Source organism: Terrabacter sp. Soil810 (assembly GCF_001429645.1).
Classification (GTDB): Bacteria; Actinomycetota; Actinomycetes; order Actinomycetales; family Dermatophilaceae; genus Terrabacter.
Window position 1 is genome coordinate 67,594 of record NZ_LMSW01000004.1, and the last position, 26,021, is coordinate 93,614.

General features: G+C 72.0%; 25 protein-coding genes. 13 read left to right on the top strand and 12 right to left on the bottom strand.

Going from position 1 to position 26,021, the window contains the following annotated elements:
- Positions 1–2: 2 nt before the first annotated feature.
- Positions 3–1,160: a diacylglycerol kinase family protein gene (locus ASG96_RS05465; RefSeq protein WP_057587169.1), complete on the bottom strand. Its 1,158-nt coding sequence runs from the start codon at positions 1,158–1,160 to the stop codon at positions 3–5.
- 82 nt (positions 1,161–1,242) lie between these two features.
- On the opposite strand from ASG96_RS05465, the gene ASG96_RS05470 reads away from it, so the two are divergent.
- From ASG96_RS05470 to ASG96_RS05480, 3 genes are all read left to right on the top strand, one after another.
- Positions 1,243–1,791, top strand: a complete 549-nt coding sequence (locus ASG96_RS05470) for a DinB family protein (RefSeq protein ID WP_057587245.1) — start codon at positions 1,243–1,245, stop codon at positions 1,789–1,791.
- Positions 1,788–2,843 carry a Gfo/Idh/MocA family protein gene (locus tag ASG96_RS05475; protein WP_057587174.1) on the top strand — a complete coding sequence of 352 codons (1,056 nt, stop codon included), beginning with the start codon at positions 1,788–1,790 and terminating at the stop codon, positions 2,841–2,843. Before ASG96_RS05470 ends, ASG96_RS05475 begins: the two co-directional genes overlap by 4 nt.
- A gap of 67 nt (positions 2,844–2,910) precedes the next feature.
- On the top strand, positions 2,911–3,408 hold the full coding sequence (locus ASG96_RS05480; RefSeq protein WP_057587176.1) for a hypothetical protein: 498 nt from the start codon (positions 2,911–2,913) through the stop codon (positions 3,406–3,408).
- A 42-nt stretch (positions 3,409–3,450) separates the two neighbouring features.
- On the opposite strand, the gene ASG96_RS05485 is transcribed toward ASG96_RS05480, so the two are convergent.
- Both ASG96_RS05485 and ASG96_RS23120 read right to left on the bottom strand, forming a co-directional pair.
- Positions 3,451–4,416 carry a RimK family alpha-L-glutamate ligase gene (locus ASG96_RS05485; protein WP_057587177.1) on the bottom strand — a complete coding sequence of 322 codons (966 nt, stop codon included), beginning with the start codon at positions 4,414–4,416 and terminating at the stop codon, positions 3,451–3,453.
- A 41-nt stretch (positions 4,417–4,457) separates the two neighbouring features.
- Positions 4,458–4,634, bottom strand: coding sequence for a hypothetical protein (locus tag ASG96_RS23120; RefSeq protein WP_157610662.1), 177 nt, complete (start codon positions 4,632–4,634; stop codon positions 4,458–4,460).
- A 251-nt stretch (positions 4,635–4,885) separates the two neighbouring features.
- On the opposite strand from ASG96_RS23120, the gene ASG96_RS05490 reads away from it, so the two are divergent.
- From ASG96_RS05490 to ASG96_RS05500, 3 genes are all read left to right on the top strand, one after another.
- Positions 4,886–5,584: a DUF998 domain-containing protein gene (locus ASG96_RS05490; RefSeq protein WP_057587182.1), complete on the top strand. Its 699-nt coding sequence runs from the start codon at positions 4,886–4,888 to the stop codon at positions 5,582–5,584.
- Positions 5,585–5,610: 26 nt separating this feature from the next.
- Positions 5,611–5,982, top strand: coding sequence for a YciI family protein (locus ASG96_RS05495; protein ID WP_057587186.1), 372 nt, complete (start codon positions 5,611–5,613; stop codon positions 5,980–5,982).
- A gap of 100 nt (positions 5,983–6,082) precedes the next feature.
- The gene (locus ASG96_RS05500) at positions 6,083–7,363 is read left to right on the top strand and encodes an RNA polymerase sigma factor (protein WP_369813565.1); all 1,281 of its coding nucleotides are present in this window, start codon (positions 6,083–6,085) and stop codon (positions 7,361–7,363) included.
- A 15-nt stretch (positions 7,364–7,378) separates the two neighbouring features.
- On the opposite strand, the gene ASG96_RS05505 is transcribed toward ASG96_RS05500, so the two are convergent.
- Both ASG96_RS05505 and zwf read right to left on the bottom strand, forming a co-directional pair.
- A complete protein-coding gene (locus ASG96_RS05505) occupies positions 7,379–8,407 on the bottom strand; it encodes a hypothetical protein (protein WP_057587189.1) in 1,029 nt (342 codons plus the stop codon).
- An 83-nt stretch (positions 8,408–8,490) separates the two neighbouring features.
- Positions 8,491–9,924: a glucose-6-phosphate dehydrogenase gene (gene zwf, locus ASG96_RS05510; protein WP_056755471.1), complete on the bottom strand. Its 1,434-nt coding sequence runs from the start codon at positions 9,922–9,924 to the stop codon at positions 8,491–8,493.
- An 84-nt stretch (positions 9,925–10,008) separates the two neighbouring features.
- On the opposite strand from zwf, the gene ASG96_RS05515 reads away from it, so the two are divergent.
- Both ASG96_RS05515 and ASG96_RS05520 read left to right on the top strand, forming a co-directional pair.
- A complete protein-coding gene (locus tag ASG96_RS05515; RefSeq protein WP_157623147.1) occupies positions 10,009–11,061 on the top strand; it encodes a YihY/virulence factor BrkB family protein in 1,053 nt (350 codons plus the stop codon).
- A 28-nt stretch (positions 11,062–11,089) separates the two neighbouring features.
- On the top strand, positions 11,090–11,353 hold the full coding sequence (locus tag ASG96_RS05520) for a GlsB/YeaQ/YmgE family stress response membrane protein (RefSeq protein ID WP_056755479.1): 264 nt from the start codon (positions 11,090–11,092) through the stop codon (positions 11,351–11,353).
- Between the two features lie 9 nt (positions 11,354–11,362).
- Here the strand turns inward: ASG96_RS05520 and ASG96_RS05525 are convergent, their stop codons facing one another.
- The 3 genes from ASG96_RS05525 to ASG96_RS05535 all read right to left on the bottom strand — a co-directional run bounded on the left by ASG96_RS05525 (position 11,363) and on the right by ASG96_RS05535 (position 15,222).
- Positions 11,363–13,021 carry an ABC-F family ATP-binding cassette domain-containing protein gene (locus tag ASG96_RS05525; RefSeq protein WP_057587190.1) on the bottom strand — a complete coding sequence of 553 codons (1,659 nt, stop codon included), beginning with the start codon at positions 13,019–13,021 and terminating at the stop codon, positions 11,363–11,365.
- Positions 13,022–13,258: 237 nt separating this feature from the next.
- Complete coding sequence (locus ASG96_RS05530; RefSeq protein ID WP_057587247.1) at positions 13,259–13,966, bottom strand: response regulator transcription factor; 708 nt, start codon at positions 13,964–13,966, stop codon at positions 13,259–13,261.
- Positions 13,963–15,222: a sensor histidine kinase gene (locus tag ASG96_RS05535; protein ID WP_200958596.1), complete on the bottom strand. Its 1,260-nt coding sequence runs from the start codon at positions 15,220–15,222 to the stop codon at positions 13,963–13,965. The genes ASG96_RS05530 and ASG96_RS05535 overlap by 4 nt, the downstream gene beginning before the upstream one ends.
- A 186-nt stretch (positions 15,223–15,408) precedes the next feature.
- On the opposite strand from ASG96_RS05535, the gene ASG96_RS05540 reads away from it, so the two are divergent.
- A complete protein-coding gene (locus ASG96_RS05540) occupies positions 15,409–16,308 on the top strand; it encodes an ABC transporter ATP-binding protein (RefSeq protein ID WP_057587191.1) in 900 nt (299 codons plus the stop codon).
- Positions 16,305–17,162 (top strand): ABC transporter permease, encoded by an 858-nt coding sequence (locus tag ASG96_RS05545; RefSeq protein WP_056755491.1) that lies wholly within the window; start codon positions 16,305–16,307, stop codon positions 17,160–17,162. Before ASG96_RS05540 ends, ASG96_RS05545 begins: the two co-directional genes overlap by 4 nt.
- Positions 17,163–17,247: 85 nt before the next feature.
- Here the strand turns inward: ASG96_RS05545 and ASG96_RS05550 are convergent, their stop codons facing one another.
- On the bottom strand, positions 17,248–18,834 hold the full coding sequence (locus ASG96_RS05550) for a catalase (RefSeq protein WP_200962653.1): 1,587 nt from the start codon (positions 18,832–18,834) through the stop codon (positions 17,248–17,250).
- A 66-nt stretch (positions 18,835–18,900) separates the two neighbouring features.
- On the opposite strand from ASG96_RS05550, the gene ASG96_RS23125 reads away from it, so the two are divergent.
- From ASG96_RS23125 to ASG96_RS05570, 3 genes are all read left to right on the top strand, one after another.
- Positions 18,901–19,434, top strand: coding sequence for a hypothetical protein (locus ASG96_RS23125; RefSeq protein WP_157610664.1), 534 nt, complete (start codon positions 18,901–18,903; stop codon positions 19,432–19,434).
- Between the two features lie 119 nt (positions 19,435–19,553).
- The gene (gene serS / locus ASG96_RS05565; RefSeq protein WP_057587202.1) at positions 19,554–20,876 is read left to right on the top strand and encodes a serine--tRNA ligase; all 1,323 of its coding nucleotides are present in this window, start codon (positions 19,554–19,556) and stop codon (positions 20,874–20,876) included.
- Positions 20,877–21,122: 246 nt separating this feature from the next.
- Positions 21,123–23,639: a hypothetical protein gene (locus ASG96_RS05570; RefSeq protein WP_157610666.1), complete on the top strand. Its 2,517-nt coding sequence runs from the start codon at positions 21,123–21,125 to the stop codon at positions 23,637–23,639.
- A gap of 63 nt (positions 23,640–23,702) precedes the next feature.
- On the opposite strand, the gene ASG96_RS05575 is transcribed toward ASG96_RS05570, so the two are convergent.
- The 3 genes from ASG96_RS05575 to ASG96_RS05585 form a co-directional block, all read right to left on the bottom strand.
- Complete coding sequence (locus tag ASG96_RS05575; protein ID WP_235509075.1) at positions 23,703–24,746, bottom strand: Gfo/Idh/MocA family protein; 1,044 nt, start codon at positions 24,744–24,746, stop codon at positions 23,703–23,705.
- Between the two features lie 45 nt (positions 24,747–24,791).
- Positions 24,792–25,532: a GntR family transcriptional regulator gene (locus ASG96_RS05580; protein WP_056755502.1), complete on the bottom strand. Its 741-nt coding sequence runs from the start codon at positions 25,530–25,532 to the stop codon at positions 24,792–24,794.
- 66 nt (positions 25,533–25,598) lie between these two features.
- Entirely contained in the window at positions 25,599–26,012 is a 414-nt protein-coding gene (locus tag ASG96_RS05585; protein ID WP_056755505.1) for a universal stress protein, read from the bottom strand.
- Positions 26,013–26,021 lie beyond the last annotated feature (9 nt).

A 26,021-nucleotide genomic window follows, 5' to 3' on the forward strand; every position in this document is an offset into this window, starting at 1 on the left:
GGCTACTGGCTGACGCGGACCGTGAGGCAGGCGGGGCGCACGACCGCGCTGACCTCGGTGGCCTCGCCGATGACGTCGCCGTCGATCTGGACGGGCACGGGCCGGTCGGTGCGCACGCGGATCTCCTTGCACGCCTTGTGGTCCAGGGTCGGGTGACCCTTGCGCTGCCGCGTGGCCACGCGTGTCGCGACGGGCACCCAGCCGACGACCCCGCGCGGCGACGCGATGACGGCGTCGAGCTGCGCGTCGTCGACGCGGGCGTTCGGCATGAGCACCAGACCGCCGAGGAGGCGACCGCAGTTGCCGATGACGACCATGCGCGCGCGGCGGCGGAACTCGAGCTCGTCGTCGACCTTGACGGCGATGCGGAACTCCGGCGAGATGAGGTGCTTCATGCCGGAGACCATGTAGGCGGGCCAGCCGACCTTGGCCTTGAGGTTCTCGTTGGTGCCGGCCATGATCTGCGCGTCCATGCCGACGCCGCTCATGACGAGGAAGTAGTGCGTCTCGGGGTCGACCGGTGCGTCCGTGTCGTCGCCGTCCGTGGCCCCCGTCGCGGTCGCGTCGGTCGGGGTCGCGCCGGTCGGGGTCGCGCCGGTCGGGGCGGCGCCCAGGACGAGCTCGCCGACGTCGATGCGCCGGTTGCGGCCCGTCAGCGCCACCGCCACGGCCGCCTCGAGGGCGACGGGCAGGTCGAGGTTGCGCGCCAGCAGGTTGCCGGTGCCGGCAGGAAGGATGCCGAGGGCGGTCTCGGTGCCGACGAGGGCGCTCGCGACGTTGCGCACGGTGCCGTCGCCGCCGAGCGTGCACACGATGTCGGCGCCGTCGCGGACGGCCTGCGCGGCCTGCCCCTTGCCCGGGTCCTCGATGGTCGTCTCGTAGAAGAGCGGCTCACCCCAGCCGTTCGCGAGGCAGGTCGCGGTGATGCGTCCGCGCACGGCCGGCAGGTCGGCGAACTTCGTCGGGTTGATGACGATGCCGGCCCGCTTGACGGGCGTGGGGGCTTCGTCGCCGCTGCGGAAGTGGTCACGCGGTGGGCGCGGGCGGCGACGGAGGGTCGCGGTCGCCTCGGGCGCGACGCGGGTCAGGACGAAACCCCCGATGACCAGCGCCAGCACGACGAGGCCGGCGATGATCCACGGCAGGTAGTCCTTGAGCACGAAGACATACGGTATCCCTCGCCTGACCCCCCGCCTGCCGGACTCCCCGAACCGCCGGTTCTCCCGCCCCTAGGCTGTGGGCATGAGCGAGCCCCTCACCGACCCCGGGCCGTCGACGCCGGACGACGCGGACTGGACGTGGGTGCTGACGCGCCCGTGCCCCGACTGCGGCTTCGACGCCGCGACCATGGAGCCTGTCGACGTACCGGCGATCCTCCGTGACGCCGGGCAGCGGTATGCCGCCGCGCTGGGTCGCGATGGCGTCCGCACCCGCCCGGCCGAGGGCGTCTGGTCGCCGCTCGAGTACGCCTGCCACGTCCGCGACGTCTGCGACGTCATGCGCGGAAGGCTCGAGCAGATCCTCGCGGGCGGTGGCGAGGTCGTCCGCTTCGCCAACTGGGACCAGGACGAGACCGCCGTCGAGCGGCAGTACTGGCGCTCCGACCCGGACGTCGTGGCGCGCGAGGTCACGGCGGCGTTCGAGGACGCGGCGACGGCATACGCACTCCCGTCGGGTCCGCAGTGGGAGTGGCCGGCCCTGCGCAGCAACGGCTCCGAGTTCACCGCCCGCACACTCTCGCTCTACTTCGTCCACGACATCCACCACCACCTCTGGGATGTGACTGCATGACCCTGCCCATCACCGTGCCCCTCCAGCTGCCCGAGCCGCGCACGCCGGACCCGCACGACGCGCCCGCGATCCGCTGGGGCGTCCTCGCCCCGGGCGGCATCGCGCACGCCTTCGCCGACGCCGTCGCGGTCGGGACGTCGTCGTCGGTCGTCGCCGTCGGCTCGCGCAGCCGCGAGCGAGCGCAGGACTTCGCCGACGAGTTCTCGGTACCGCGCGCCTACGGCTCCTACGAGGAGCTCGTCGCCGACACCGAGGTCGACGCCGTCTACGTCGCGTCGCCGCACTCGGAGCACCGCGACCACGCGCTGCTGGCCCTCGAGGCCGGCAAGCCCGTGCTCGTCGAGAAGGCCTTCACCCGCAGTGCCGCCGAGGCCCGCGAGGTGCTCGGGGTCGCCGAGCGCCAGGGGCTGCTCGCCGTCGAGGCGATGTGGAGCCGCTTCCTGCCGCACTACGACGTCGTGCGCCACGTCGTCGAGACGGGCCTCATCGGCGAGCTCGTCGCCGTCTTCGCCGACCACGGCCAGCGCCTCTACCCGGGCGGCCCCGCTCGTCTGTCGCAGCCCGAGCTCGCCGGCGGCGCGCTGCTCGACCTCGGCGTCTACCCCGTGTCGTTCGCCGACCTCGTGCTCGGCGCACCCGCTTCCGTGACGGCCAGGGGCACCCTGACCGACCTCGGCGTCGACGCGACGACGACGATCACCGTGACCGGCGCCGGGGGCGCGCACGGCGTGCTGTCGTGCACGATGGCCGCCGTCACACCGGTCACCGCCGTCGTCGCCGGCACCCAGGCCCGCCTCGAGCTCTCCGGTGCCTTCTACGGCCCGGGTTCGACGATCCGGCTCGTCGGCCCCGACAACGAGGTCATCGACGAGCGGCCCGGCGGCCTCACCGAGGACGTGCGCGGCTTCTCCTACGAGGCGGCCGAGTTCGCCCGATGCCTCGTCGCCGGCGGGACCGAGTCGCCGCTCATGCCGCACGCCACGACCCTGCGGGTCATGGAGACGATGGACGCCGTACGCCGTCAGGTCGGGGTCGTCTACCCCGGCGAGTGAGGTGAGGGCGGGCATCACCCCCAACAGGTGATGCCCGTCGGGGACGGCGTGACGATGATCGAGTGTCATGACGACGACGACATCCCTCACGGCAGCGCAGGCCGACCTCGTCCGCGAGACCGAGCCCGCCCGGCTGGCGCTCCTCACCGAGGACGAGCTCATCGAGCTGCACCAGAGGGTGCGTCGGGCCCGGACCAAGCACGTCGGCCTCTACCGCCGCCAGGCGAGCGCCCGCGTGCCGGCCAAGGGGGCCCGCGGCGCCGCCAGGCCGGCCAACCGGCTCAACGCCGACCGGGCCGAGGTCTTCGAGCTGGCGCTGGCGCGAGTCAGCGCGCGGCTCGGCGTCGTCGCCCGCGCTGCCGCAGCCGACCTCAAGGCCGAGCGCCTCGCGGCCGCCCGCGAGGTGAAGGCCGGCACGGGCCCCGGATCGGCGGGTTCGTCGACCGCCGCCGCGTCGGTGCCCTCCGGGAAGCGGCGCGCGACGAAGACGACCGGCGGGCTCAAGCGTGACGCGTCGTCGCAGTCGCAAGGGGCCCGCCGACAGGCCAAGAAGGACGCCCGCTGACCGGGCCCGACGGCATACACCGTCGGGCCGGTGAGCAAGGGCTCAGGCGAGGACGCGCCCGCGTGCCGACGCCAGCTCGCCGACGACGAAGTCGGCGAAGGCCTCGCCGAGAGGCATGTCCGACATGCCCTCGACGAAGAGGAACTGGCCCTGCGGGTTGACCTCGAGGAAGACCGGCTCCCCGTCGGGTCGCAGCTTGACGTCGAAGACGCCCATGCGCAGCGCCAGCCGGTCGGTCACCTCGCGCAGCTGGTCCCCGAGTCGCTGGTCGATGGCGACCGGCTCGACCTCCATGTCGTTGGCCAGGCGCCAGTCGAGCTCGCCGCTGCGGATGCGGGCCGTGTGGACCGTGTCGCCGAAGACCATGACCCGCAGGTGGTCCGTGCCGGGGACCTCCTCCTGGTAGACGGTGGCCGAGACCGTGATCTCGGCGTCGTCGTCGAGCGACTCCAGAGTCACGCGCCCGGCCTCGAGGGAGGTCCCGAGCAGGCCCGTCAGGGTCTTGGCGATCACGGTGCCGCCGTGCGCCCGGGTGAACTCGCGCACGGCGGTCGGGTCCGTGCTGACGAGGGTCCGGGGCACCGTCAGGCCGACGCTGCGGGCCACGTTCAGCTGGAGGATCTTGTTCTGCGCGCGTTCGGTCGCGTAGGGGTCGCTGATCCACGTGCCGGTGAAGCCCGCCATGAGCAGGCCACGCAGGCCGGCGCGGTTGTCCTTGACGACGAGCTTGCGCATCTGCGGGTCGGTCACGCGGTCCGGCACGGTGGGTCGTCCGTGGCACCGCCGCCACCAGACGAGGTCGAGGTCGGCCACCGACACGGTGCCGCCGTCCTCGGTCGGCAGCGTCAGGTCGGGCCCCGCCACGTTGCTCCAGGTGAGTCCCCCGGCGCCCGACAGGGTGTCGGAGGCCACGACGGCCACGTCGACGTCGTGCACGTCCTGCAGCTGCCTGCGGATGACGCGTGCGTGCAGGTCACCCGCGAGGGTGACGATCGCAACGGTGCTCATGGTGCTTCTCCTTGTCGTCTGTCGGTCGCCGGGGGTCCCAGTCACTCGTCGCAGTCGTCCCAGCCGTCGTCCGAGCCGGAGATCGAGCCACCGGGCCAACGCATGGCCTCGAGCTCCGGCCCCATGACGGCCTTCTCCCAGGCGTCGAGCTTGGCCGGGTGCTGGTAACCCTTGTGGCTGCGCGTGAACCGTGCCGCCATCGGTGCGAGCTGCTTCATGATGCTTTCCCTTCGTGGATCGGCCGGACTCCTTCATCCGGCACCGACGGTCAGGGGCCGAGCCCGACGCCGTGATACGACGGCCGGCCGATCTGGTATCGCGTACCTAGACGCTCGACGGAGTCGCGTGAGCACGCCGACCGGGGACGGCAAACGTCCTGCCCCGTCGATGTCGATCGGCCGTCCTCTCGTTCGTGGAGGGGGTGACGGCGCACGGCACGAGGCCGGCGCCCCCACACCGGGAGAGCACCATGACCACCACGGACCACCGCTCCACGAACACCACCCCCGCCACGTGTGACGACGGCTGGACGCCGACGCACGTCACGCGATCGCTCCTCGGCTGGGGCATCGTCGCGGGCCCCTTCTACGTCGTCGTCTCGCTGGCGCAGGCGCTCACGCGGGACGGCTTCGACCTGACCCGACACCAGTGGAGCCTGCTGGAGAACGGCGACCTGGGCTGGGTGCAGGTCGCGAACTTCGTCCTCACCGGCCTCATGGTCGTGGCGTATGCCGTGGGCCTGGGTCGCGCGCTCGCCGGCGGCCCGGGCGGTCGCTGGGCGCCGGTCCTCACCGCTGCGTTCGGCGGCTGCCTCGTCGCGGCGGCGGTCTTGCGGGCCGACCCGGCGCTCGGCTTCCCCGTGGGGACGCCGGACGGCCCGGGCCAGGTCTCGACGCACGGGATCCTCCACTTCGCCGCCGCAGGGGTCGGCTTCGTCGCCATCGCGGCCTCGTGCTTCGTGCTGGCGCGGCGCTTCTCCGGCGAAGGGTCGCGCCGTCTCGCGCGGTTCTCGCGGCTGACCGGCGTCGTGTTCCTCGGGGGTTTCCTCTGTGTGGCCTCCGGCGCGGGTAGCGTCGCGGCCAACCTCGTCTTCACCGGCGCCGTCGTGCTCGTCTTCGCCTGGCTCGCCGTCGTCGCCGTCCACGTCTACGGCTCGCTCGCCGACTGAGCGCCCACACCGACCAGGAGACTCCGATGCGCTACATCACGATCCTCAAGGGCACGCAGCCCGCCGGCCCGCCGCCGGCAGGCCTCATGGAGGCCATCATGACCCTCGGCGCCGAGGCCACCGCCTCGGGTGAGCTGCTCGACAACGCCGGGCTCTCCCCGAGTGCCTCGGGAGCCAGGGTCGCCGTCACCGGGGGCGAGCTCTCGGTCATGGACGGTCCGTTCGCCGAGGCCAAGGAGTTCATCTCGTACGCCGTCTACGAGGTGCGCTCGAAGGAGGAGGCCGTGGAGTGGACCAGGCGGTTCATGCAGCTGCACGCCGACCTCTGGCCGGGCTGGCAGGGCGAGTGCGACGTCGTCAAGGTCATGGGCCCGGAGGACTTCGGCCCGCCGCAGTGACCCCGACCCTGCTCGTTCGAGGTGATCGCGACACCGACGTCGGTGCCGCGATCACCTCGAGCCGCACGGGGTCGGCCCTATGGTCGGTGGGGTGACGGAGGTGACCGACGAGCGAGCCGTCGCGGCGCGGCGAGCCGTCGAGGCCGTCTGGCACATCGAGTCCGGGCGCCTCGTCGCCGGGCTGGCGCGGGTGACGGGCGACCTCGGTCTGGCCGAGGACCTCGCCCAGGAGGCTCTCGTCGCGGCTCTCGAGCAGTGGCCCGTGTCGGGCATCCCACCCAACCCCGGCGGCTGGCTGATGACGACGGCGAAGCGTCGCGGGATCGACGCCCACCGGCGGACGGTGACCTTCGAGCGCAAGGCGGCCGTCCTCGCCCGCGAGGCCGTCGCCGACGAGCCGGGCGTCGACACCGACAGCCGGGTCGACTCGCTCGACGACCACGTGGGCGACGACCTCCTCCGTCTCGTCCTCACGGCCTGCCACCCGGTGCTCTCCCTCGAGTCACGGGTGGCGCTCACCCTCAGGTGCCTCGGTGGCCTGTCGACCGACGAGATCGCCCGCGCCTTCCTGGTGCCCGAGCCGACCATGGCGCAGCGCATCGTGAGGGCGAAGAAGACGTTGACCGACAAGGGAGTTCGCTTCGAGCTGCCGACCGCCGACGAGCTGTCCGACCGGCTTGGTCCCGTGCTCGAGGTCGTCTACCTGATCTTCAACGAGGGGTATGCCGCGACGTCGGGGCAGGACTGGGTGCGCCCGGCCCTGTGCCAGGAGGCCATGCGGCTCGGCCGCGTGCTCGCCGGCCTCGTGCCCGACGAGCCGGAGGCCCTCGGCCTGCTCTCGCTCATGGAGCTGCAGGCCTCGCGGCTGCCCGCCCGCCTCGGTGCCGACGGTCGACCGGTGCTGCTCCCCGACCAGGACCGTCGGCGCTGGGACCGGCTTCTCGTGCGCCGCGGTCTCGAGTCGCTGGCCCGCGCCGAGGCCTCCGGCCGACCGCTCGGGCCGTATGCCGTGCAGGCGGCGATCGCGGCCTGCCACGCCCGCGCCCTGCGCCCGGAGGACACCGACTGGTATCTCGTCGCCGAGCTGTACGACGTGCTCCGGACCATCTGGCCCTCACCCGTCGTCGAGGTGAACCGTGCGGTGGCCGTGGGCTTCTCGCGTGGTCCCGACGCGGGGCTCGTGGTCGTCGACCGGGTCGTCGCCTCCGGACGTCTGGCGGGCTACCCCCACCTGCACGCGGTCCGCGGCGACCTGCTCGAGCGCGCCGGACGGCATACGGAGGCGGCGGACGCGTTCGAGCGCGCGGCGAGCCTGACGCGCAGCGAGGCCGAGCGTTCCATCTTCACCGGGCGGGCCCGGGCGGCCCGCACAGCCACCTGACGCAGGTCCGGTGCCTCACGGCAGCTGCACGGAACCGGTCGCGGTGACGAAGTCCTCGCCGACCAGACGGGTGTCGAAGGTCAGGTCCACCCGGCCGTGGGTGTCGGCCTGGAGGGGGAAGCACAGGTGCAGCCTCCGCACCGGTGCGGCGTCGATGCCGAGGACGGCGCTCAGACCCGGCTCCGCGATCACCGCCGGGCCGCCGACGGGCGTCGCCATCGCCCGCTGGGCGGCGACGCCCCCGACCGACCGGGACGGGGACTGGATCGTCCCGACCAGCTCGAGGACGAGCTGGTCGGAGGGCAGGGGCACGTACGTCACGTCGACGGGGTTGGGGCCAGTGCACGCGGCCGGGACGAGGCTGTTGTCGCGCGACTCGAACCTGGCGCCCGTGTGGGCGTTGCTGATGACCACAGTGGCCGCGACCGGGAGCGGACGCGTCGCCACAGCGGTCGAGTTGGCATTGCGGTCTCCGAGGGCGAACACCGCCTGGTGGTCACCCTCGCCGCCGAGGACGAGCTGGGCCGTCGAGAGGTCGAAGTCGTCCGGCACCGAGGTGAAGCGAAGGGTGCTGGGCAGCGTGGTCCCGTGCGGAATGGTGTCCGAGATGCTGTCCCACGCCGTCACGTGGTCGGGGGAGCCCACCGAGATCTCGCCTCTCGTCGCTCCGAGGCTCGTGTCGACGGTGGACGTGTTCGTCAGCCGCGCCCGCACCTCGACGAGCCGCGTCGCCTCGTCGAGTCGCGCGGCGACGAGCTCGATCTCGAATCCGGACCACCACACGGGAGCGCCCGGCAGGTACGTCATGTCGGTGACCCTGCGTGCTCCAGAGGCATTCGAGCCCACCGCGTCGGACGAGCCTGTGGGCGCCCCCGGGTCGGTGACCCCGCTGACGGCGGGAGTAGCCGGTCCCGGTGCGGGGTCCGGGTTCGGCGTGCCGGGTGATCCCCCGCACGCCGCGAGGAGGGCGGCCAGGACGGTGGCGACGAGGGCGGCGACGCCGGTCGTGACGGACGAGACCCTGGCCGGACGCATGCGCACCATGACGGCTCCATCGTTAGCGGGCCACCCCAGTGTGCTCGTGAGAGCCCTGCCCACGCAGGGAAACCGTGACCTCGCGGTGTGGCTCAGGCCCCGGTGATGTTGGGGTCGCGCCAGCGTCGCTCGAAGGGGAGCCGCCACGTGAAGGGCGCGACGAGCTGGTGGATCTGGTTCGGGCCCCACGTGCCGGGGTCGTACGGGCGCACGATCGGCGGGTTGTCGAGCAGCGGCTGGCTGATCTCCCAGAGGCGCTCGATGCCGTCGGCCGACGTGAAGAGCGTGCGGTCGCCGCGGGCGGCGTCGTAGATGAGCCGCTCGTAGGCCTCGAGCACGGCGCCCGCCCAGTCGGTCTCGCCCATGGAGAACTGCATCGAGAGCTTGTCGAGCTTCATGCCCGGCCCGGGGCGCTTGCCGTAGAAGGACAGCGACATCCGTGACCGGTCGGCGAGGTCGAAGGTCAGGTGGTCGGGGCCGTTGTCCCCGACGCCCGAGCCGGCCGGGAACATCGAGCGCGGCGGCTCCTTGAAGGCGATCGAGATGATGCGCGCGCCTTCGGCCAGCCGCTTGCCGGTGCGCAGGTAGAAGGGCACGCCCGCCCAGCGCCAGTTGTCGACGAAGCACTTGAGCGCGACGAACGTCTCGGTCTGGCTGTCGTGCTTGACGCCCGGGACGTCGCGATAGCCGACGTACTGCCCACGCACGACGTCATGCGGCTCGATCGGCGACATCGACCGGAAGACCTTGTTCTTCTCCTCGCTGATGGCGTGCGGCTCGAGCGCCGTCGGCGGCTCCATCGCGGTGAAGGCGAGCACCTGGAAGAGGTGCGTGACGACCATGTCGCGGTAGGCGCCGGTGCTCTCGTAGAAGTCGGCCCGCTGCGCGAGGCCCAGCGTCTCGGGGACGTCGATCTGGATGTGGTCGATGTGGTTGCGGTGCCAGATCGGCTCGAACAGGCCGTTGGCGAAGCGGAAGGCGAGGATGTTCTGGGCCGCCTCCTTGCCGAGGAAGTGGTCGATGCGGAAGATCTGCTCCTCGTCGAAGACCTGGTGGAGCTCGGCGTTGAGCGCCCGGGCGCTCTCGAGGTCGGTGCCGAACGGCTTCTCCATGATGATCCGGCTGCGCTCCACGAGGCCGGCCTCGGCGAGCTGGTGCACGACCGCGAGGGCGGCCTTGGGCGGCACCGAGAGGTAGTGCAGCCGGCGCGCGTCGGGTCCGAGGATCGCCTCGGACTCGTCGACGGCGGCCCGGATCCCTTCTGGCCCGGCACTGCCCGGGACCCAGTGGATCCGCTCGGCGAAGTCGCGCAGGTCGTCGTCGCTCACGTTGTGGCTGCTGTGCTCACGCACCGACGCGAGGACGAGCTCGAGGAACTCGTCGCGGGTCAGCTCGTCGAGCGAGGTCGCGACGACGCGCAGGCCCTCGAGGAGCTGGGACTCGTGCAGGTGCAGCATGCCCGGGAGCAGCTTGCGCCTGGCGAGGTCTCCGGTGGCGCCGAAGAGGACGACCGTGGTGGCTGGCATGGGTCCAGCGTGGCGCAGATCGGGCGCCAGCGGGAGGTGCGGTTCGATCCCGACGCACGAAGCCCCACCACGGAGGCGTCAGCCGTGGGAACCTCAGCCATGGCACACCAGGCCGGGCACGACGCAGACCTGCCGGCTGACAGGGGCGCGGTGGAGCCCGCATCGGGGCGTCTCGCGCGTCTGCGGTTGCGCGGCGAGGACACGGCCACCCGGTATGCCCGGAAGTACATGGAGCTGTCGCGCCGCATCCCGGCGGCGAAGGTCCCGCTGGAGATGGCGGCGCTCTACGTCGCACGCCAGGGCATGCTGCTGGCCAGCGCCGTCGCGTTCCGGACCTTCCTGTGGCTGCTCCCGCTCGCCCTGCTCGTATCCGGCCTGGTGGCGGGCCTCAGCCGTGCGATCCCCGGTGCGGCCGACGACGCAGTCGCCGTCACGGGGGTGACGAGCACCCTGCGCCAACAGATCACGGTGGCCCTCGAGGAGTCCACCCGATCGTGGTGGGTGGCCGTCCTCGTCGGGCTCGTCCTCTCCCTGTGGACGACGCGAACCCTGATGCGCAACCTCGTCATCGTCAACGCGCACGTGTGGGATGCCCGGGTGCCGCGCCGCTCGCAGCGTGAGGTGCTGAAGGCGACGCTCGTCTTCGGCGCGGCCTGGCTGGGCATCTTCCTCGGTGCCGCGCTCGTCACGAGCCTCGACAACCTCCTGCCCGGCGGCATCCTGCTGTCCTTCGTCTGCCAGGCAGCGATCTCCGGGGCCGGCTGGGTGCTCATCACGCTCCACCTGCCCGACCGGCGCCGGACCTGGGTGGACCTCGTGCCCGGTGGTCTGCTCTTCGGTGTGGGGCTCGCGACGCTCCACGTCATCAGCCGCGTCTACCTCCCGGCCCGGATCGAGCACTCGTCGGCGCTCTACGGCTCGCTCGGCGTCGCCGGAGCCGTGCTCGTGTGGCTGCTCGTCGCCGGGCAGCTCATCGTGGTCTGCGCCATCCTCAACCGGGTGTGGCTGCGCCACCAGGACCCGACCTTCGACACCGACTTCGAGGCGTCGTTCGACATGTCGATGGAGCCGGCCATCCGTCGGGTCGCCGAACGAGGCAGCGAGAAATCACAGGATTCGGGCGACACCACGGCCTGAGGCGGGTCCGTGCCCCTATGCTCGGCCCATGCTCATCATCGGCATGATCCTCTTCGGCATGCTCGTCGGCGCCGCCGCCCAGCTCATCCTGGGCCGCGAGGGCAAGAGCATCGACTGGACGATGGCCATCGTCGCGGGCCTCGTCGGCTCGTTCGTCGGTGGTCTCCTCGCGAGCCTCGTCGCAGGCGACGGCCTCGCCCTGCGGCCCAGCGGCATCATCGGCTCGATCGTCGGTGCCGTCGTCGTCACGGCCGTGTGGCGCTGGAGCCGCACCCGCAGCGTCACCCGCTGAACCGCCCCCTCACAGCGTCTCGACGCGGACGCGCCCTCGCGTCACGACCCACCGGTGGGTCAGGCGTATGCCCTCGAGGAGGCTCTCGTCGTGACTGACGACGAGCACGGTCCCCCCGAAGGCCGCCACGGCGGCCTCGAGCTGCTCGATCGCGTCGACGTCGAGGTGGTTGGTCGGCTCGTCGAGCACGAGGACGTTGACCTCGCGGCCCTGGAAGAGCGCCATGAGGACCCGCGTCCGCTCACCCATCGACAGGCTCCGCGCCGGGCGTGACACGTGCTCGGAGCCGAGGCCGAACTTCGCGAGCAGGGTCCGGACCTCGGCGATTGGCCACTCGCTCCCCGACCTCGGGTGGGTCCCGAGCTCCCGGCGCACCACGTCGAGGACCGTGGCGTCGTCGTCGAGCAGCTGCCGGCGCTGGTCGATGACCCCGACGGCGACACGCGTGCCGAGGGACTGGCGGCCTGAGGCGAGCGGCAGGTCGCCGAGGAGGGCGCCGAGCAGGGTCGTCTTGCCCGAGCCGTTGTCGCCGACGACGGCGATGCGGTCACCGCGGCCCACGACGAGGTTGACCGGGCCGAGCCGGAAGCCGTGCCGCTCGACGACGGCGTCGGCGAGGGTCGCCACGACGTCGGCCGACGGCCGCCCCTCGGTGATGGCGTAGCGCAGCTGCCACTCCTTGCGCGGCTGCTCCACCGCGTCGAGGCGCTCGGCCGCCCGCTCGAGGCGGGCACCCTTGGCACCCTGCCGGTCGGCACGGGCCTTGTGCTTCTCGCGGATGTGCTTGTCGGGCTCCTTGCCCGTGGCCACGTTGCGGCGCCCCTTCTCGGCCCAGTCCTGGCGCTGCCGGGACTGCGCGAGCAGCGAGTCCCGCTCAGCGGCATACCCCTCGTAGGCGGACCAGGCGTGCGCGCGGGCCAGCTCGCGCTGGGCCACGTAGTCGCTCCAGCTGCCGGTGAAGTGCCCGATGCGCTGCTGCTTCACGTCGAGCTCGACGACGCTCGTCGTCACCGCGTCGAGGAAGGTGCGGTCGTGGCTCGCCACGAGGATCGGCCCCGTGTGGCTGCGCACGAAGTCGGCCATCAGGGCCAGGCCGCGGGCGTCGAGGTCGTTGGTCGGCTCGTCGAGCAGGAGCACGTCGTACTGGCTGAGCAGCACGGCGACGAGGCACGCGCGAGCGGCCTGACCGCCCGAGAGGGTGCCGAGCGGGCGGTCCGACGCGACGTCGAGCCCGACCCGGGCGGCGGCCTCCGGCAGCCGCTCGTCGAGGTCGGCGGCACCGAGAGCGAGCCACCGTTCGAGCGCGACCGCGTAGCGGTCCTCGCTGCCCTCGTCGCCGGCCGCGATGGCGGCGGCCGCCATCTCGAGCTCGGTGTCCGCGGCGGTGACGCCGGTGCGCCGACGGGCATACGTCAGCAGCGTCTCCGACGGGTCCGGCACGACCTGCGGGAGCCAGCCGATCGTCGCGTCGCGCGGGGCGAGGCGGATCGAGCCGGCCTCGATCGGCAGCTCGCCGACGACGGTGCGCATGAGCGTCGACTTGCCCGACCCGTTGGGGCCGACGACGGCGGTCACGTCGCCGTCGGCGAGCGTCAGGTCGAGACCGGAGAAGAGGGTGCGCGCCCCGAAGGCGACGTCGAGTCCGGAGATGGTGAGGGTGGAAGACATGGGGGGTCCTTGATGGTCGGCAGGGCCCCGCGGGTGACGTCGGACGGTCGTCGACAGGTCAGCGGCGGGCGGGCTCGAGGCATCAGGAGATCCACACGGGAAGGAAGATACGGGCCGCCAGCGGCGCCCGTCCACCTCATTTCGACCCTCCTTCCCCACCGAACGCCGCGTTCGGGCTCGAAAGCGGTGTTCCAACCGTGAGTTCGGCACCGAGCGCTGCGTTCGGTGGGGCTCGGGTCAGGGGAGGGCGGCGTCGTGGACGACGATGGCGATCTGGACGCGGTTGTCGGCGCCGAGCTTGTCGAGCACCCGGGACACGTGCGCCTTGACGGTCGGCACCGACAGGTAGAGCTCGCGCGAGATGTCGGCGTTGGACAGCCCGCGGCCGATGGCGAGCGCCACCTCGCGCTCGCGGTCGGTGAGCGTCGCCAGGCGGGCCTCCGCGTCCGAGCGTCGGCGGTCACCCGTGTCGGTGCCACCGCCGGTCGCGACGTGCGCAATGAGGGTCGCCGTGACGCTGGGGGAGAGGATCGGCTCGCCCGCGGCGACGAGGTGCACGGCCTCGACGAGCCGTCGCGGCTCGGTGTCCTTGAGCAGGAAGCCGTGCGCGCCGGCGCGGAGCGCCTGCACGACCATGTCGTCGGCGTCGAACGTCGTCAGCACGATGACCTTGAGGTCGTCGCCCCGAGCGGCCCGCGCCGCCCGCGCCGGTTCGGAGAGAAGCGTCCTCGTCGTCTCGAGCCCGTCGCGACGCGGCATCCGGATGTCCATGAGCACGACGTCGGGGCGGTGCTGCTCGACGACGGTCTCGGCCTCGAGCCCGTCGCCGGCCTCGGCCACGACGTCGAGGTCGGGCGCGCCCCCGAGGATCATCCTCAGCCCCGCGCGCACGAGCGCGTCGTCGTCGACGATCACGACACGCGTACGCCCCTGGTCCCCGGTCATCGGGACCACGGTAGCCGGGCGGTGAGGACGAAGTCGCCCGCCCGGTCGGGGCCGTAGGTCAGCTCGCCCCCGGCGAGGACGGCGCGCTCGGTGAGCCCGAGCAGTCCCAGCCCGGCCCCCACGGTGACGTCCTTGCGTATGCCGTCCGGCGCGTCAGCGCCTGGGCCCCGTGTTGCGGGCGTTGCCGTGCGGGGGACGGTGTTGCGCACCGTCACCCGGACCGCCTCGTCGTCGAGGCCGCGCTCGGGGGCCGTCGACACGGTGACGCGGACCGCCGAGCCGGGGGCGTGCTTGCGGGCGTTCGTCAGGGCCTCCTGGACGATCCGGTAGGCGCCGCGCGACACCTGCTCGGGCACATCCTCGAGGACGCCGGAGCGGTCGAGCAGCACCGTCGCCCCACCCGACCGGGCCTCGGTGACGAGGGCGTCGAGGTCGCCGAGGGTCGGCTGCGGCGGCTGCGGCGAGCCGTCGGCCGGCGCTCCCGAGCCGGGTACGTCGCGGAGCACCCCGAGCACCGCCCGCAGCTCGGTCAGGGCCCGGTTGGCGCTCTCGCGGACGACCTCGGCCGTCTCGGAGACCTGCTCGGGCGTCAGGTCGGTGCGGTAGGCGAGCGCCCCGGAGTGCATGGCGACCAAGGAGATCCGGTGGGCGAGGACGTCGTGCATCTCGCGGGCGATCCGCGCGCGCTCGGCCACCTGTGCCTGGACCACCCGCATCGCCTGCTCGCGCTCGGCCGTGAGGGCCCGTTCGTGGAGCGACGCGACGAACGCCCGGCGCTCGCCCACGGCCCACCCGATGGCGACGCTGACGGCATAGCTCAGCAGGCCGATGATGACGTTCGGCAGCGTGACGACCTGGTCCTCGGTCGGGTAGATCAGGGAGTGCGACCAACCCGCCACCATCCACGGCACGAGGACGACCGCGATCTCGCGCCACCGCCGCCGGGTCGAGAGGGACACGAGCGCCACGACCGACGCCCCGACCGCGACCGAGGAGACGCCGGAGAGCACGGCCGTCACGAGGGCGACGCCCAGCGGCCACCGGCGCCGCCACAGCAGCAGCACCGTCGCGCCGAGCCCGATCGCGAGGTCGACGAGGAGCCAGTCCTTGCCGAACGTCGGCTCGGCGTGCCGGGAGTCGAGCTGGGCCTGGACGGCGCCCCAGATCGCGAGCCCGAAGAGGAAGGCGACCCCGAGCCGCCACGTCTCACCCCACACGTGGCCGCGTCGGGTGCGGGCGATCCGGGGCAGCGGCACCCGGCCAGCGTAGGCGCGGAGCGGGCACGACGGCATCCGACCAAGGTCTCGTCCGCGACCGCCGACGGGCCCCGACCCTGAGCGCCGACCCTGACTCCGGTCAGGGTCGGATGCGACCTTGGTAGGGGTCGGAATCAGGCTTGTGACGGATGTGCGACCCCCTCCTCGTTCGGGAGGGTGGAGCCCATGATCACAGTGGAACGACTCACCAAGCGCTACGGCCCGTTCACGGCCGTCGACGACGTCTCGTTCGACGTCAAGCCGGGCCTCGTCACCGGCTTCCTCGGCCCCAACGGTGCCGGCAAGACGACCGCGATGCGCGTCATGGCCGGCCTGACCCCTGCCACCTCGGGGCGGGCCACGGTGCTCGGCAAGCCGTATGCCGCCCTGCCCAACCCGGGCCGCCACGTCGGCCTCCTGCTCGACGCCTCCGCCCAGCACGCCGGCCGCACCGGCCGTGAGGTGCTGACCCTCGGTGCGATCCTCATGGGCGTCGGCAAGGACCGCGTCGACGAGATGGTCGAGCTCGTGGGCCTCACCGAGAAGGAGGCGAACCGCCGGGTCCGCAACTACTCCCTCGGCATGCGCCAGCGCCTCGGCATCGCGCACGCCCTGCTCGGCGACCCCGAGGTGCTCATCCTCGACGAGCCGGCCAACGGTCTCGACCCCGCCGGCATCCGCTGGATGCGCGACCTGCTCCGCGGCTACGCCAACGAGGGCGGCACGGTGCTGCTCAGCTCGCACCTGCTCAACGAGATCGAGCGCGTCGCCGACGAGATCATCGTCATCGGCCACGGCAAGATCGTCGCCCAGGGCACCAAGGACGAGCTGCTCGCCGGTGCCGGCACCTACACCCGCTCCACCGACGACGACGCCCTCATGGCCGCGCTCGCCGAGGCCTCGATCGTCGCAGAGCGCACCCCGACGGGTGGCCTGCAGGTCGAGGCCGAGCCGATCGCCGTCGGCCGCGTCGCCGTCGCCCACCAGATCGTCCTGACCGAGCTGCGCGGCGCCGACAGCCGGGGTCTCGAGGAGATGTTCCTCGACCTCACGGCCGACGCCGCCCGAGAGGAGGTGGCGGCATGACCGCGACCACGAGCACGACCACGACGACGCCCACCGCGGCTCCCGTCTCCAAGAACGCCGAGTCGGCGCTGCCGACGCACGCCACGATCCCGAGCCGCATCGCCGGTCCGCGGCCGACGACCGGGGTCCCGTTCGGCCGCCTCGTCCACGTCGAGCTGCGCAAGATGCTCGACACCCGTGCCGGCCGCTGGCTCCTCATCGGCATCGGCGCGATCATCGCGGTCGCCCTGACGATCATGTTCTTCAACGAGGGCGGCCAGCACGCCTTCGGCGAGTACCTCCAGGCCACGACGATGCCGATGGCTCTCATCCTCCCGGTCGTCGGCATCCTCGCCGTGACGTCCGAGTGGAGCCAGCGCACAGGCCTCGTCACCTTCGGCCTCGAGCCGCGCCGCATCCGCATCGCCTGGGCCAAGCTCCTGTCGGCGCTCCTCGTCGGCGTGTGCGCCTTCGCGCTGTCGCTGGTGCTCGCCGCGCTCGCGCACCAGGCCGCCATCACCTTCCGCGGCATCACCGGCGACTGGTCGATGGACGCCCTCGTGCTCCTCGGCGCCGGCGGCTACGTGCTGCTCGGCATCGCCCAGGGCGTCGGCTTCGGCATGCTCTTCAAGAACACGCCGGCCGCCGTCGTCGTCTTCTTCGTCCTGCCGACCGCGTGGTCGATCCTCGGCTCGATGGTGTCGTGGCTCGGCGATGCCGCGACGTGGCTCGACATGAACCAGACGATGCAGCCGCTCTTCGAGGGATCGCTGACGAGCGCCCAGTGGGCCCACCTCGCCACCTCGGTCGCCGTCTGGGTCGTTGCGCCCCTCGCCGTCGGCATCTGGCGCCTGACCCGCGCCGAGGTGAAGTAGCACCTCACCACGAACAAGAGGTATGCCGTGTGCCTGACGGGGGCACACGGCATACCTCTGCCTGTAGCTGGGGTGAAACGCGCTGTCAGTGGGCGGCGTTCGTCTTCGTCTCGACGATCGGGTCGTCGACGACCTTGGCGTCGTCGGCGTCGCCGCCCGGGTTCGCGCCACCGAGCCCGGCCCGGACGAGCTCCTCGATCTGCTTGCCGGTCTCGGCGTCGACGCTCTTCCAGTAGTCGAAGGCGCGCTCGAGCACCGGTGACCTCACGCCGCCGAGGAGGTGGCCGGCCACCGTCTCGGTGAACGCCTCGCGCTGGGCGTCGTCCCACACCTCGCGGACGAGCATGCCCGGCTGGCCGAAGTCGTCGTCGTCCTCGCGCAGCGTGTAGGCCTGGCGCACCATGGCGCCGTCGGTCTCCCAGCCCTCCTCGACCTCGCCGACGTGGTCGGCGTAGCCGCGACCCTCGCTGTTCGGCGCGTAGACCGGGGCGTCGCCGTGGTGGTCGTAGGCCATCGGTCCGTCCTGCTGGTAGGTGTTGAGGTCGTCGACACGGGGCCGGTTGACCGGCAGCTGGAGGTAGTTCGGGCCGATCCGGTAGCGGTGGGTGTCGCCGTAGGCGAAGACGCGGCCGAGCAGCATCTTGTCCGGCGAGAAACCGATGCCGGGCACGACCGCCGACGGCTCGAACGCCGCCTGCTCGATCTGTGCGAAGAAGTTGTCGGGGTTGCGGTTCAGGGTCATCGTGCCGACCGTGATGAGCGGGTAGTCGCCGTGCGGCCACACCTTCGTCAGGTCGAACGGGTTGAGGTGGTAGGTCTTCGCGTCCTCGTAGGGCATCGCCTGGATCGACAGCGTCCAGCTCGGGAAGTCGCCGGCCTCGATCGCGTCGTGGAGGTCGCGGCGGTGGTGGTCGGCGTCCTGCCCGGCGATGCGCTCCGCCTCGGCGCCGGTGAGTCCCTCCACGCCCTGGTTGCTGTGGAAGTGGTACTTGACCCAGTGCTTCTCGCCGGCCTCGTTGACCCAGAGGAAGGTGTGGCTGCCGTAGCCGTTCATGTGGCGGAACGTCTTCGGGATGCCGCGGTCACCCATGAGGTAGGTGACCTGGTGGGCCGACTCGGGGTTGAGGCTCCAGAAGTCCCACTGCATGTGGTTGTCGCGCAGGCCCGAGCCGCCGCGACGCTTCTGGCTGCGGATGAAGTGCGGGAACTTCATCGTGTCGCGGATGAAGAAGACCGGGGTGTTGTTGCCGACGAGGTCGTAGTTGCCCTCGGTCGTGTAGAACTTCAGCGCGAAGCCGCGGGGGTCGCGCCACGTGTCCGGGCTGCCCTGCTCGCCGGCGACCGTCGAGAAGCGCGCGAGCATCTCGGTCGTCACGCCCGGCTGGAAGAGGGCGGCCTTCGTGTAGGCCGACACGTCCTCGGTCGTCTCGAACGTGCCGAAGGCGCCGGAGCCCTTGGCGTGCACGTTGCGCTCCGGGATGCGCTCACGGTTGAAGTGCGCCATCTGGTTGAGGAAGTGGTGGTCGTGCAGCAGGATCGGGCCGTCCGGGCCGACCGTGAGCGAGTTGCGGTCGCTCGGCGCCGGCGCTCCGTTGTCGGTGTGCGACCCGAGTCGCGCCTCGTCGCTCGGTGCCGTCTCGATGGACTCGCGGGACTTCGTGCTCTCACTCATGTCTGCTCCTTCGACGTCTGTACAGGGGCCATACCCAGTCGGCACCGGCGGTCCTAGAGTCGGGACATGAGGCTGAGCCGTGTCGTCGAGGCAGCGCCGGTGCTGCTCGGGGTGGCCTCGGTGGTGCTGGCGGCCGGGTGCACGACCGGCGGAGTGGCACGCGGGTCGCCGACGGGTGAGGTCTCGGTGGGGCGCACGACGCCCGAGGTGTCGTTGACGCCGGTCGACCCCGGGCCGCCGCCCGTGGTGACGGTGCCGCCGCCGGTGTCGGGCGAGGTGGCGCGGGTCGTCGTGACGAGGCAGGGCTCGGGCAAGGCGTTCCGCAACGTGCCCGGCGAGCCGGTGGCCGAGGGCCGCACCTACACGGTCGAGGTGGCGTGTGCCGCCGGTCGGGCGACGGAAGGGTCGAGCTATGCGGTCTACGACGCCGCGCCCGGCACGTGGGGCCACGGTGAGCCGCTGTACTCCCGGCCGTTCGTCTGCGACGGCGCGGTCCAGCGCACCGTGCACCTCGGCCTGCCGGCCGGACGGGTCCAGATCGACGTCCGCGGCCTCCCCGCGGACGCCGTGACGGCATACGCCCTCATCCGCCCCGAGTAGTCGAGCCATCGCCCCGCCCACTCGAGCTGGGGGAGGGTGGGGGACCGCGGGGCTGCGGGTGGGGGTGCCCACGGGATCTCGGTCGTGGGGCCGCGTGGCGCGCGGATAGGCTGGCCCGCGTGATCGACATCAAGCTCGTGCGCGACGAACCCGACCGGGTCCGCGCCTCGCAACAGGCCCGTGGAGAGGACCCGGGGATCGTGGACGCGATCCTCGCCGCCGACGAGCGTCGTCGATCGTCCCTCGGTGACTTCGAGAAGCTCCGCGCCGAGCAGAAGACCGTCAGCAAGTCGGTGGGCGCTGCCATGGGCGCCTTCCAGAAGGCGAAGAAGTCGGGCGCCGGCGACGCCGACCACCTCGAGAAGGTGGCACACGAGGCGCGGGCGCACGCCGGCACGCTGAGCGAGCAGGTCAAGTCGCTCGAGAGTGACGCCGACGAGGCCGGGGCCGACCTCGAGCGCCTGCTCCGCCGGGTCGGCAACGTCATCATCGACGGTGTCCCCGTCGGCGGCGAGGACGACTACGTCGTGCTCGAGACCGTCGGTGCGCCCAGGAACTTCGCGGCCGAGGGCTTCGAGCCGCTCGACCACCTGGCGCTCGGCGAGAAGCTCGGCGCCATCGACATGGAGCGCGGCGCCAAGGTCGGCGGCGCTCGTTTCTACTACCTCACCGGCGTCGGTGCGCTCCTCGAGCTGGCGCTGCTCAACATGGCGATGGCGCAGGCGACCGCGGCCGGCTTCACGCCGATGATCACGCCGACGCTCGCGCGCCCCGAGGTCATGGTCGGCGCCGGCTTCATGGATGCGCACGCCGAGGAGGTCTACCGCCTCGAGGCCGACGACCTCTACCTCACCGGCACCTCCGAGGTCGCCCTCGCCGGCTACCACTCCGACGAGATCATCGACCTGACGAACGGCCCGAAGAGGTATGCCGGGTGGTCGGCCTGCTACCGCCGCGAGGCCGGGTCGCACGGCAAGGACACCCGCGGCATCATCCGCGTGCACCAGTTCCACAAGGTCGAGATGTTCAGCTACTGCCGTCCCGAGGACGCCGAGGCCGAGCACCAGCGCCTGCTCGCCTGGGAGCGCGAGATGCTCGCCAAGATCGAGGTGCCCTACCGCATCATCGACACGGCGGCCGGTGACCTCGGTGGCCCCGCGGCGCGCAAGTTCGACTGCGAGGCCTGGGTCCCGACGCAGGGCAAGTACCGCGAGCTGACGTCGACGTCGAACTGCACGACGTTCCAGGCGCGCCGGCTGAACACGCGTGAGCGCGACCCGAACGGCTCGGGCACCCGAGCCGTCGCAACCCTCAACGGCACCCTCGGCACGACGCGCTGGCTCGTCGCGATCCTCGAGAACCACCAGCAGCCCGACGGCTCGGTCCGCGTCCCCGAGGCCCTGCGCCCCTTCCTCGGACTCGAGGTCCTCCGGCCCGTGTGAGGTGATCCGCTGCGACCTTTCGCACGCAGATCACCTCAAACCGGGGCTCTGTTGCGCGTGGCCGTGGCATCTACGCAGGTCAACGGGGTTGTTCGGCGTTGTGCTGTGAGCTGTCTGAGGCCGTGCTAGCGTTCGCCCGGCTGTCGGCTGCAGGTGATGACCAAGCACCCGCCGACCAGCCACCCAACCACCTTCGGCGCCGGCCGCTCCGGGCTGCCCACGCGCCATGACCACAGGGGACTGCCCGTGTCATCAAAGCCTGCCCTGCGACCGCCGGCGGGGGTGTCACGTCCCGCCGCGGGGCGGCGACAGTCATCCGTCGTCGTCGCCCTCCTCGTCGCTCTCGTCGCCTCACTCTTCCTCGGTGCCAGCCCGGCGCTCGCGGACGAGCTGCCGCCAGTGGTCCCGGCCGCCACCGTCTCCATCTCCGGTGACGCCAGTGTCGGTCAGACCGTCACGGCCGAGCCGGGGACCTGGGGCCCCGACGGCGTGACCCTCGCCTACACCTGGTTCGCGGACGATGTGCCCGTCGACGGGCAGACGGAGCCGGAGCTCGCGCTCGCGCCCGACCTGCTCGGCAGGGCGCTCACGGTCCGCGTCACCGGCTCGGCCGACGGCTACGCGCCGGCCAGCAAGGACTCGGACCCGGTCACGGTTGCTGCCGGCACGCTCGGCAGCACGCCGGTCCCGACCGTCACCGGAGTGGCCCAGGTGGGCAGTCCGCTGGTGGCCGAGACCGGCACCTGGGACCAGGGTGTCACCGTCAGCTATCAGTGGCTCGCAGACGCCTCGCCGATCCCGGACGCGACCGCGTCCACGTTCACGCCGCACGCCGCGCACCGTGGATCGACGATCACGGTCGAGGTGACCGGCGCGCTGACCGGCTACGCGTCCGTGACGAAGAGCAGCACCCCGACGTCCGCCGTCGCGCTCGGAGACCTGGTCGAGGGTGTTCCGACGATCACGGGGACGGCCCGCGTCGGCCAGACCCTTGTCGGGCAGACGGGCACGTGGTCTCCGGTCCCCGGCTTCACCTACCAGTGGTTCGTCGATGGCACGCCGATCTCGGACGCGACCGGGACGACCTTCGTGCCCCAGTCCGCGCACCAGGGCAAGGCCGTGACGTTCGAGGTCGCCGGGACGCTGGCAGGCTACGAATCGCGTGGTGCGACCACCGCGCCGGTCGTCATCGGCGCCGGCGCCTACAGCTCCACCCCGGTTCCCACCATCAGCGGGACCGCTCGTGTGGGCACCACGCTGACAGCGGCCACGGGCCCCTGGGCCCCGACCCCGGCCTTCTCGTACCAGTGGTACGCCGATGGCGTGGCCGTCACCGGGGCGACGAACTCGTGGTTCACGCCACAGGCAGCGCATCGGGGCAAGCGCCTCTCGGTCAGCGTCACGAGCACCCTCTCGGGCTACCCGACGACCGCCCGGACCTCGGCGCAGACGGCTGCGGTCGCGTACGGCGTCTTCACTGCGGCTCCCACCCCCACCATCAGCGGCACGGCGCGGGTCGGGGTGACGCTCAAGGCGGTTCCCGGCGCCTGGTCCCCGGGAGCCACCCTGAGCTACCAGTGGCGAGCCGACGGCGCGGCGGTCACCGGCGCAACGAACTCGTGGTTCACGGTGCAGGCCGCCCAGCGCGCCAAGCGCATCACCGTGACCGTCACGGCCCGACGTGACGGGTTCACGACCGCGACACGCACCTCTGCGGCAACTGCGACGGTGGCGTACGGCGTCTTCACGACGGCCCCGACTCCGCGCATCACGGGGTACCCGCAGATCGGCTGGACCCTCACGGCCACCGCGGGCACCTGGGCACCCTGGGCATCGCTCAGCTACCAGTGGAAGGCCAACGGGGTCGTCATCAAGGGCGCCACGGCCAGCACGTACAAGCCGGTCTCCGCCGACTTCGCCAAGCGGATCACGGTCACCGTGACGGCCAAGCGTCCTGGCTACACCAACGGCGTGCGCACGAGCGCAGCGACGATCCCGGTCACCAAGCCGTTCACGACGATCGCCACCCCGACGATCTCCGGCACCACCCGTGTCTTCTCCACCCTCACCGCCAAGCCCGGCTACTGGTACCCGGCGCCGTCGTTCGGCTATCAGTGGAAGCGCAACGGAGCGATCATCACCGGCGCGACGAGCAGCACCTACCGCATGGTCGAGGCCGACTACGGCAAGCGCGTCACGGTCACCATCACGGCTCGACGCACGGGCTACACGCCGGTGACGAGGACCAGTGCCGCCTCGGCGACGATCCTCGGGCCGGCGGCGACGCTCAGTGGCGATGGCATGTACCGCGTCGGTGTCTCGCTCGGGGCCGGCACCTACGTCGCGCCCGGCGGCGACGGCTGCTACTGGGAGCGGCGCAGCTATGCGGGCTCTGACCTCGACGGCATCATCGCCAACGACCTGTCGTTCGGTGGACGGCGCATCGTGACGATCAGCTCCAGCGACGCGTACTTCGTGACCGAGGACTGCGGTTCGTGGACTCGACTGGCCAAGCTCGGCACACCGTCCACGAGCTTCGGTCAGGGGGCACAGCGCGTGAACATCCACATCCAGCCGGGCCTCTACAAGGCTCCTGGTGGCGACGGCTGCTACTGGGCCACGCTGTCCGGTTTCGGCGGGACGCTGGACGAGATCATCGACAACGACATCTCGTTCGGCGGCGCGCAGTACGTCCAGATCGAGTCTGGCTTCGTCGGGTTCGACAGCGCCGACTGCGGTACGTGGGTGCGTCTGTCGAGCTGAGCCCCAGCAGCTCACCTCCCGGGTTTGAGGTATGCGCGCCGCGGAAACGTGCGCGCGCACACCTCAAACCGTCGCGTAGGTGACGCCGAGCTGGCGGGTGACCTCGTCGAGCGCGGCCATGTTGGCTCGGACCGACGTCGCCGGGTGGAGGGGAGACTCGAGCAGGCCCTCGCCGATGCAGCGGGCCACCTCGAGTGCCGAGTGGAAGAGGGCGCCGTGGCCGATCGGCTCGGGATCGGTCCACGTCACCGAGCGTGAGCTGTCGGCCGACGTCACGACGACGTCGCCGGGCATGAAGAACGGCCCGGGCAGGCTCAGCGTGGCCGCCGTGCCGGCGATGGTCGCCGACGTGGGCGTACGCGTGAGCAGCGTCGAGTGCAGCACGCTCGTCGCGTCGCCGGCGTGGGTCAAGAGCATCGCGGCCTGGCCGTTGACGCCGGACGCTGTCATCTCGCCGGTGGCCAGGACCCGACGGGCCGGCCCGAGGACCCACGTCGCCAGCGTCGTGACGTAGGTGCCGAGGTCGAGCAGCGAGCCACCCGCCATCGCCGGGTCGAGGATGCGGTGCGGCGGGTCGAAGTGCTCGCCGTGGTCGGCGATCACGGTGCGCACGTCGCCGAGAAGGCCGGCGTCGAGCACCTGCCGCACGACGTCGAGGCGCGGCAGGAAGAGCGACCACATCGCCTCCATGCAGAAGACGCCAGCGCGGACAGCCGCGTCCGAGATCTCTTGCGCTTCAACGGCATCCAGGCCCAGCGGCTTCTCGACGAGCACGTGCTTGCCCGCGCCGACCGCGAGCAGGGCGCCCGCGCGGTGCAGGTGGTGCGGTGTCGCGACGTAGACGACGTCGACGTCCGGGTCGGCGACGAGCGCCTCGGCCGAGCCGTGGCCTCGACCGATCCCCGCCGCGGCCGCGAACGCGTCGGCCGAGGTCTGCGACCGGGATCCGACGGCCACGACCCGCTGCGTCGTCGAGGCCTGCAGTGACGCGACGAAACGCAACGCGATCCAGCCGGTGCCGAGCACCCCCCAGCGCAGGCTCGGCACGCTCTCGGGCAACGGCCGGCGCGGCTCCGGGAGGGCGGCGGGCAGCGAAGGGGACGACACGGCATACCTTCTCGGTGGTGGGGCGCCGCCGGAGCGACAGCGCGGTCAGCGCTCGTCGAGCATGACCTCGATGGAGTAGTCCTGGGCGCGGTAGCAGTGGTCGCCGTACTCGACCGGGCCGCCGACGGCGTCGAACGCGGTGCGCGACATCGTCAGGACCGGCTGGGAGGGCGTCAGGCCCAGGTGCTTGCGCTCGGCCGTCGAGGGCTGTCGGGCGCCGATGCGCTGGTGCGCGACGACCGGCTTGCCGCCGCGCGCGCGGAGCAGGGCGTAGAGCCCGTCGCGCTCGAGGTCCTCGCGGCTGATGTCGGAGTAGGCCGGCGGCAGCCAGTTGCGCAGGATCGCGAGCGGCCGGTCGCCGTCGAGCCGGAGCCGGACGAGGCGCAGCAACGGCGTCTCGGCCGGAAGGCCCAGCGCCGTCGCCGCGACCTCGTCGGTCGTGATCTCGTGCGTCAGCACCTCGGTGCGAGGGTCCCCCGAGCCCTCGCGCCGCAGGTCGTCGTACAGGCTCGTCAGCTCGGCCCGCCGGTGGATCTGGCGGCCCGCGACCGTCGTGCCGAGACCACGCCGCCGGAGCAGGAGGCCCTGCCCGACGAGCTCCTGGATCGCCCGTCGCACCGTCGGCCGCGAGAGGCCGAGCCGGTCGGCCATGGCGACCTCGTTCTCGAACGGGTCACCCGGCTGGAGCTCACCGTTCGCGATCGCCGCGCTCAGCTGCTCGGCCAGCTGGTGGTAGAGCGGGACCGGCGTCTCGCGGTCGATGCGGACGTCAACGGGCTTGGGCATGGCCGCAGACTAACGAGACGGAACGGTCATGCCGCGATGTGTTCATGTCAGCACACCCTCGTGTCATCACCTCGGACTCTTGACGACGAGGATCGGCACGTCCGCGTCGAGGATGATGTTCTGGGCCACGCTGCCGAGGAAGGCCTTGCCCATGGGCGAGCGGCGCCGGGCCCCGATGACGAGCAGGTCGGGACCGAGCTCGCGCACGGTGGCGAGGATCGCCTCCGACACGTCCGCGATGTCCTGGCCGCCGGGGACGAGGCGCACGTCCCACTGGAGATCGGGCAGGCACGCGGCCTCGAGGGCGTTCTCGACGGCATCGGAGATGCCCGCCTTGTTGGCCTCCGCGATGTCGTTGTCGAGCGACTCGACGACGTGGATGACGAGGAGGTGGGTCCCGCGGTATGCCGCCTCGCGGGCTCCCTCCTGGAGCGCGAGCGCGCTCGAGCTGCGGGTGTGGTGGGCGACGGCGACGCTCATGACGCCACC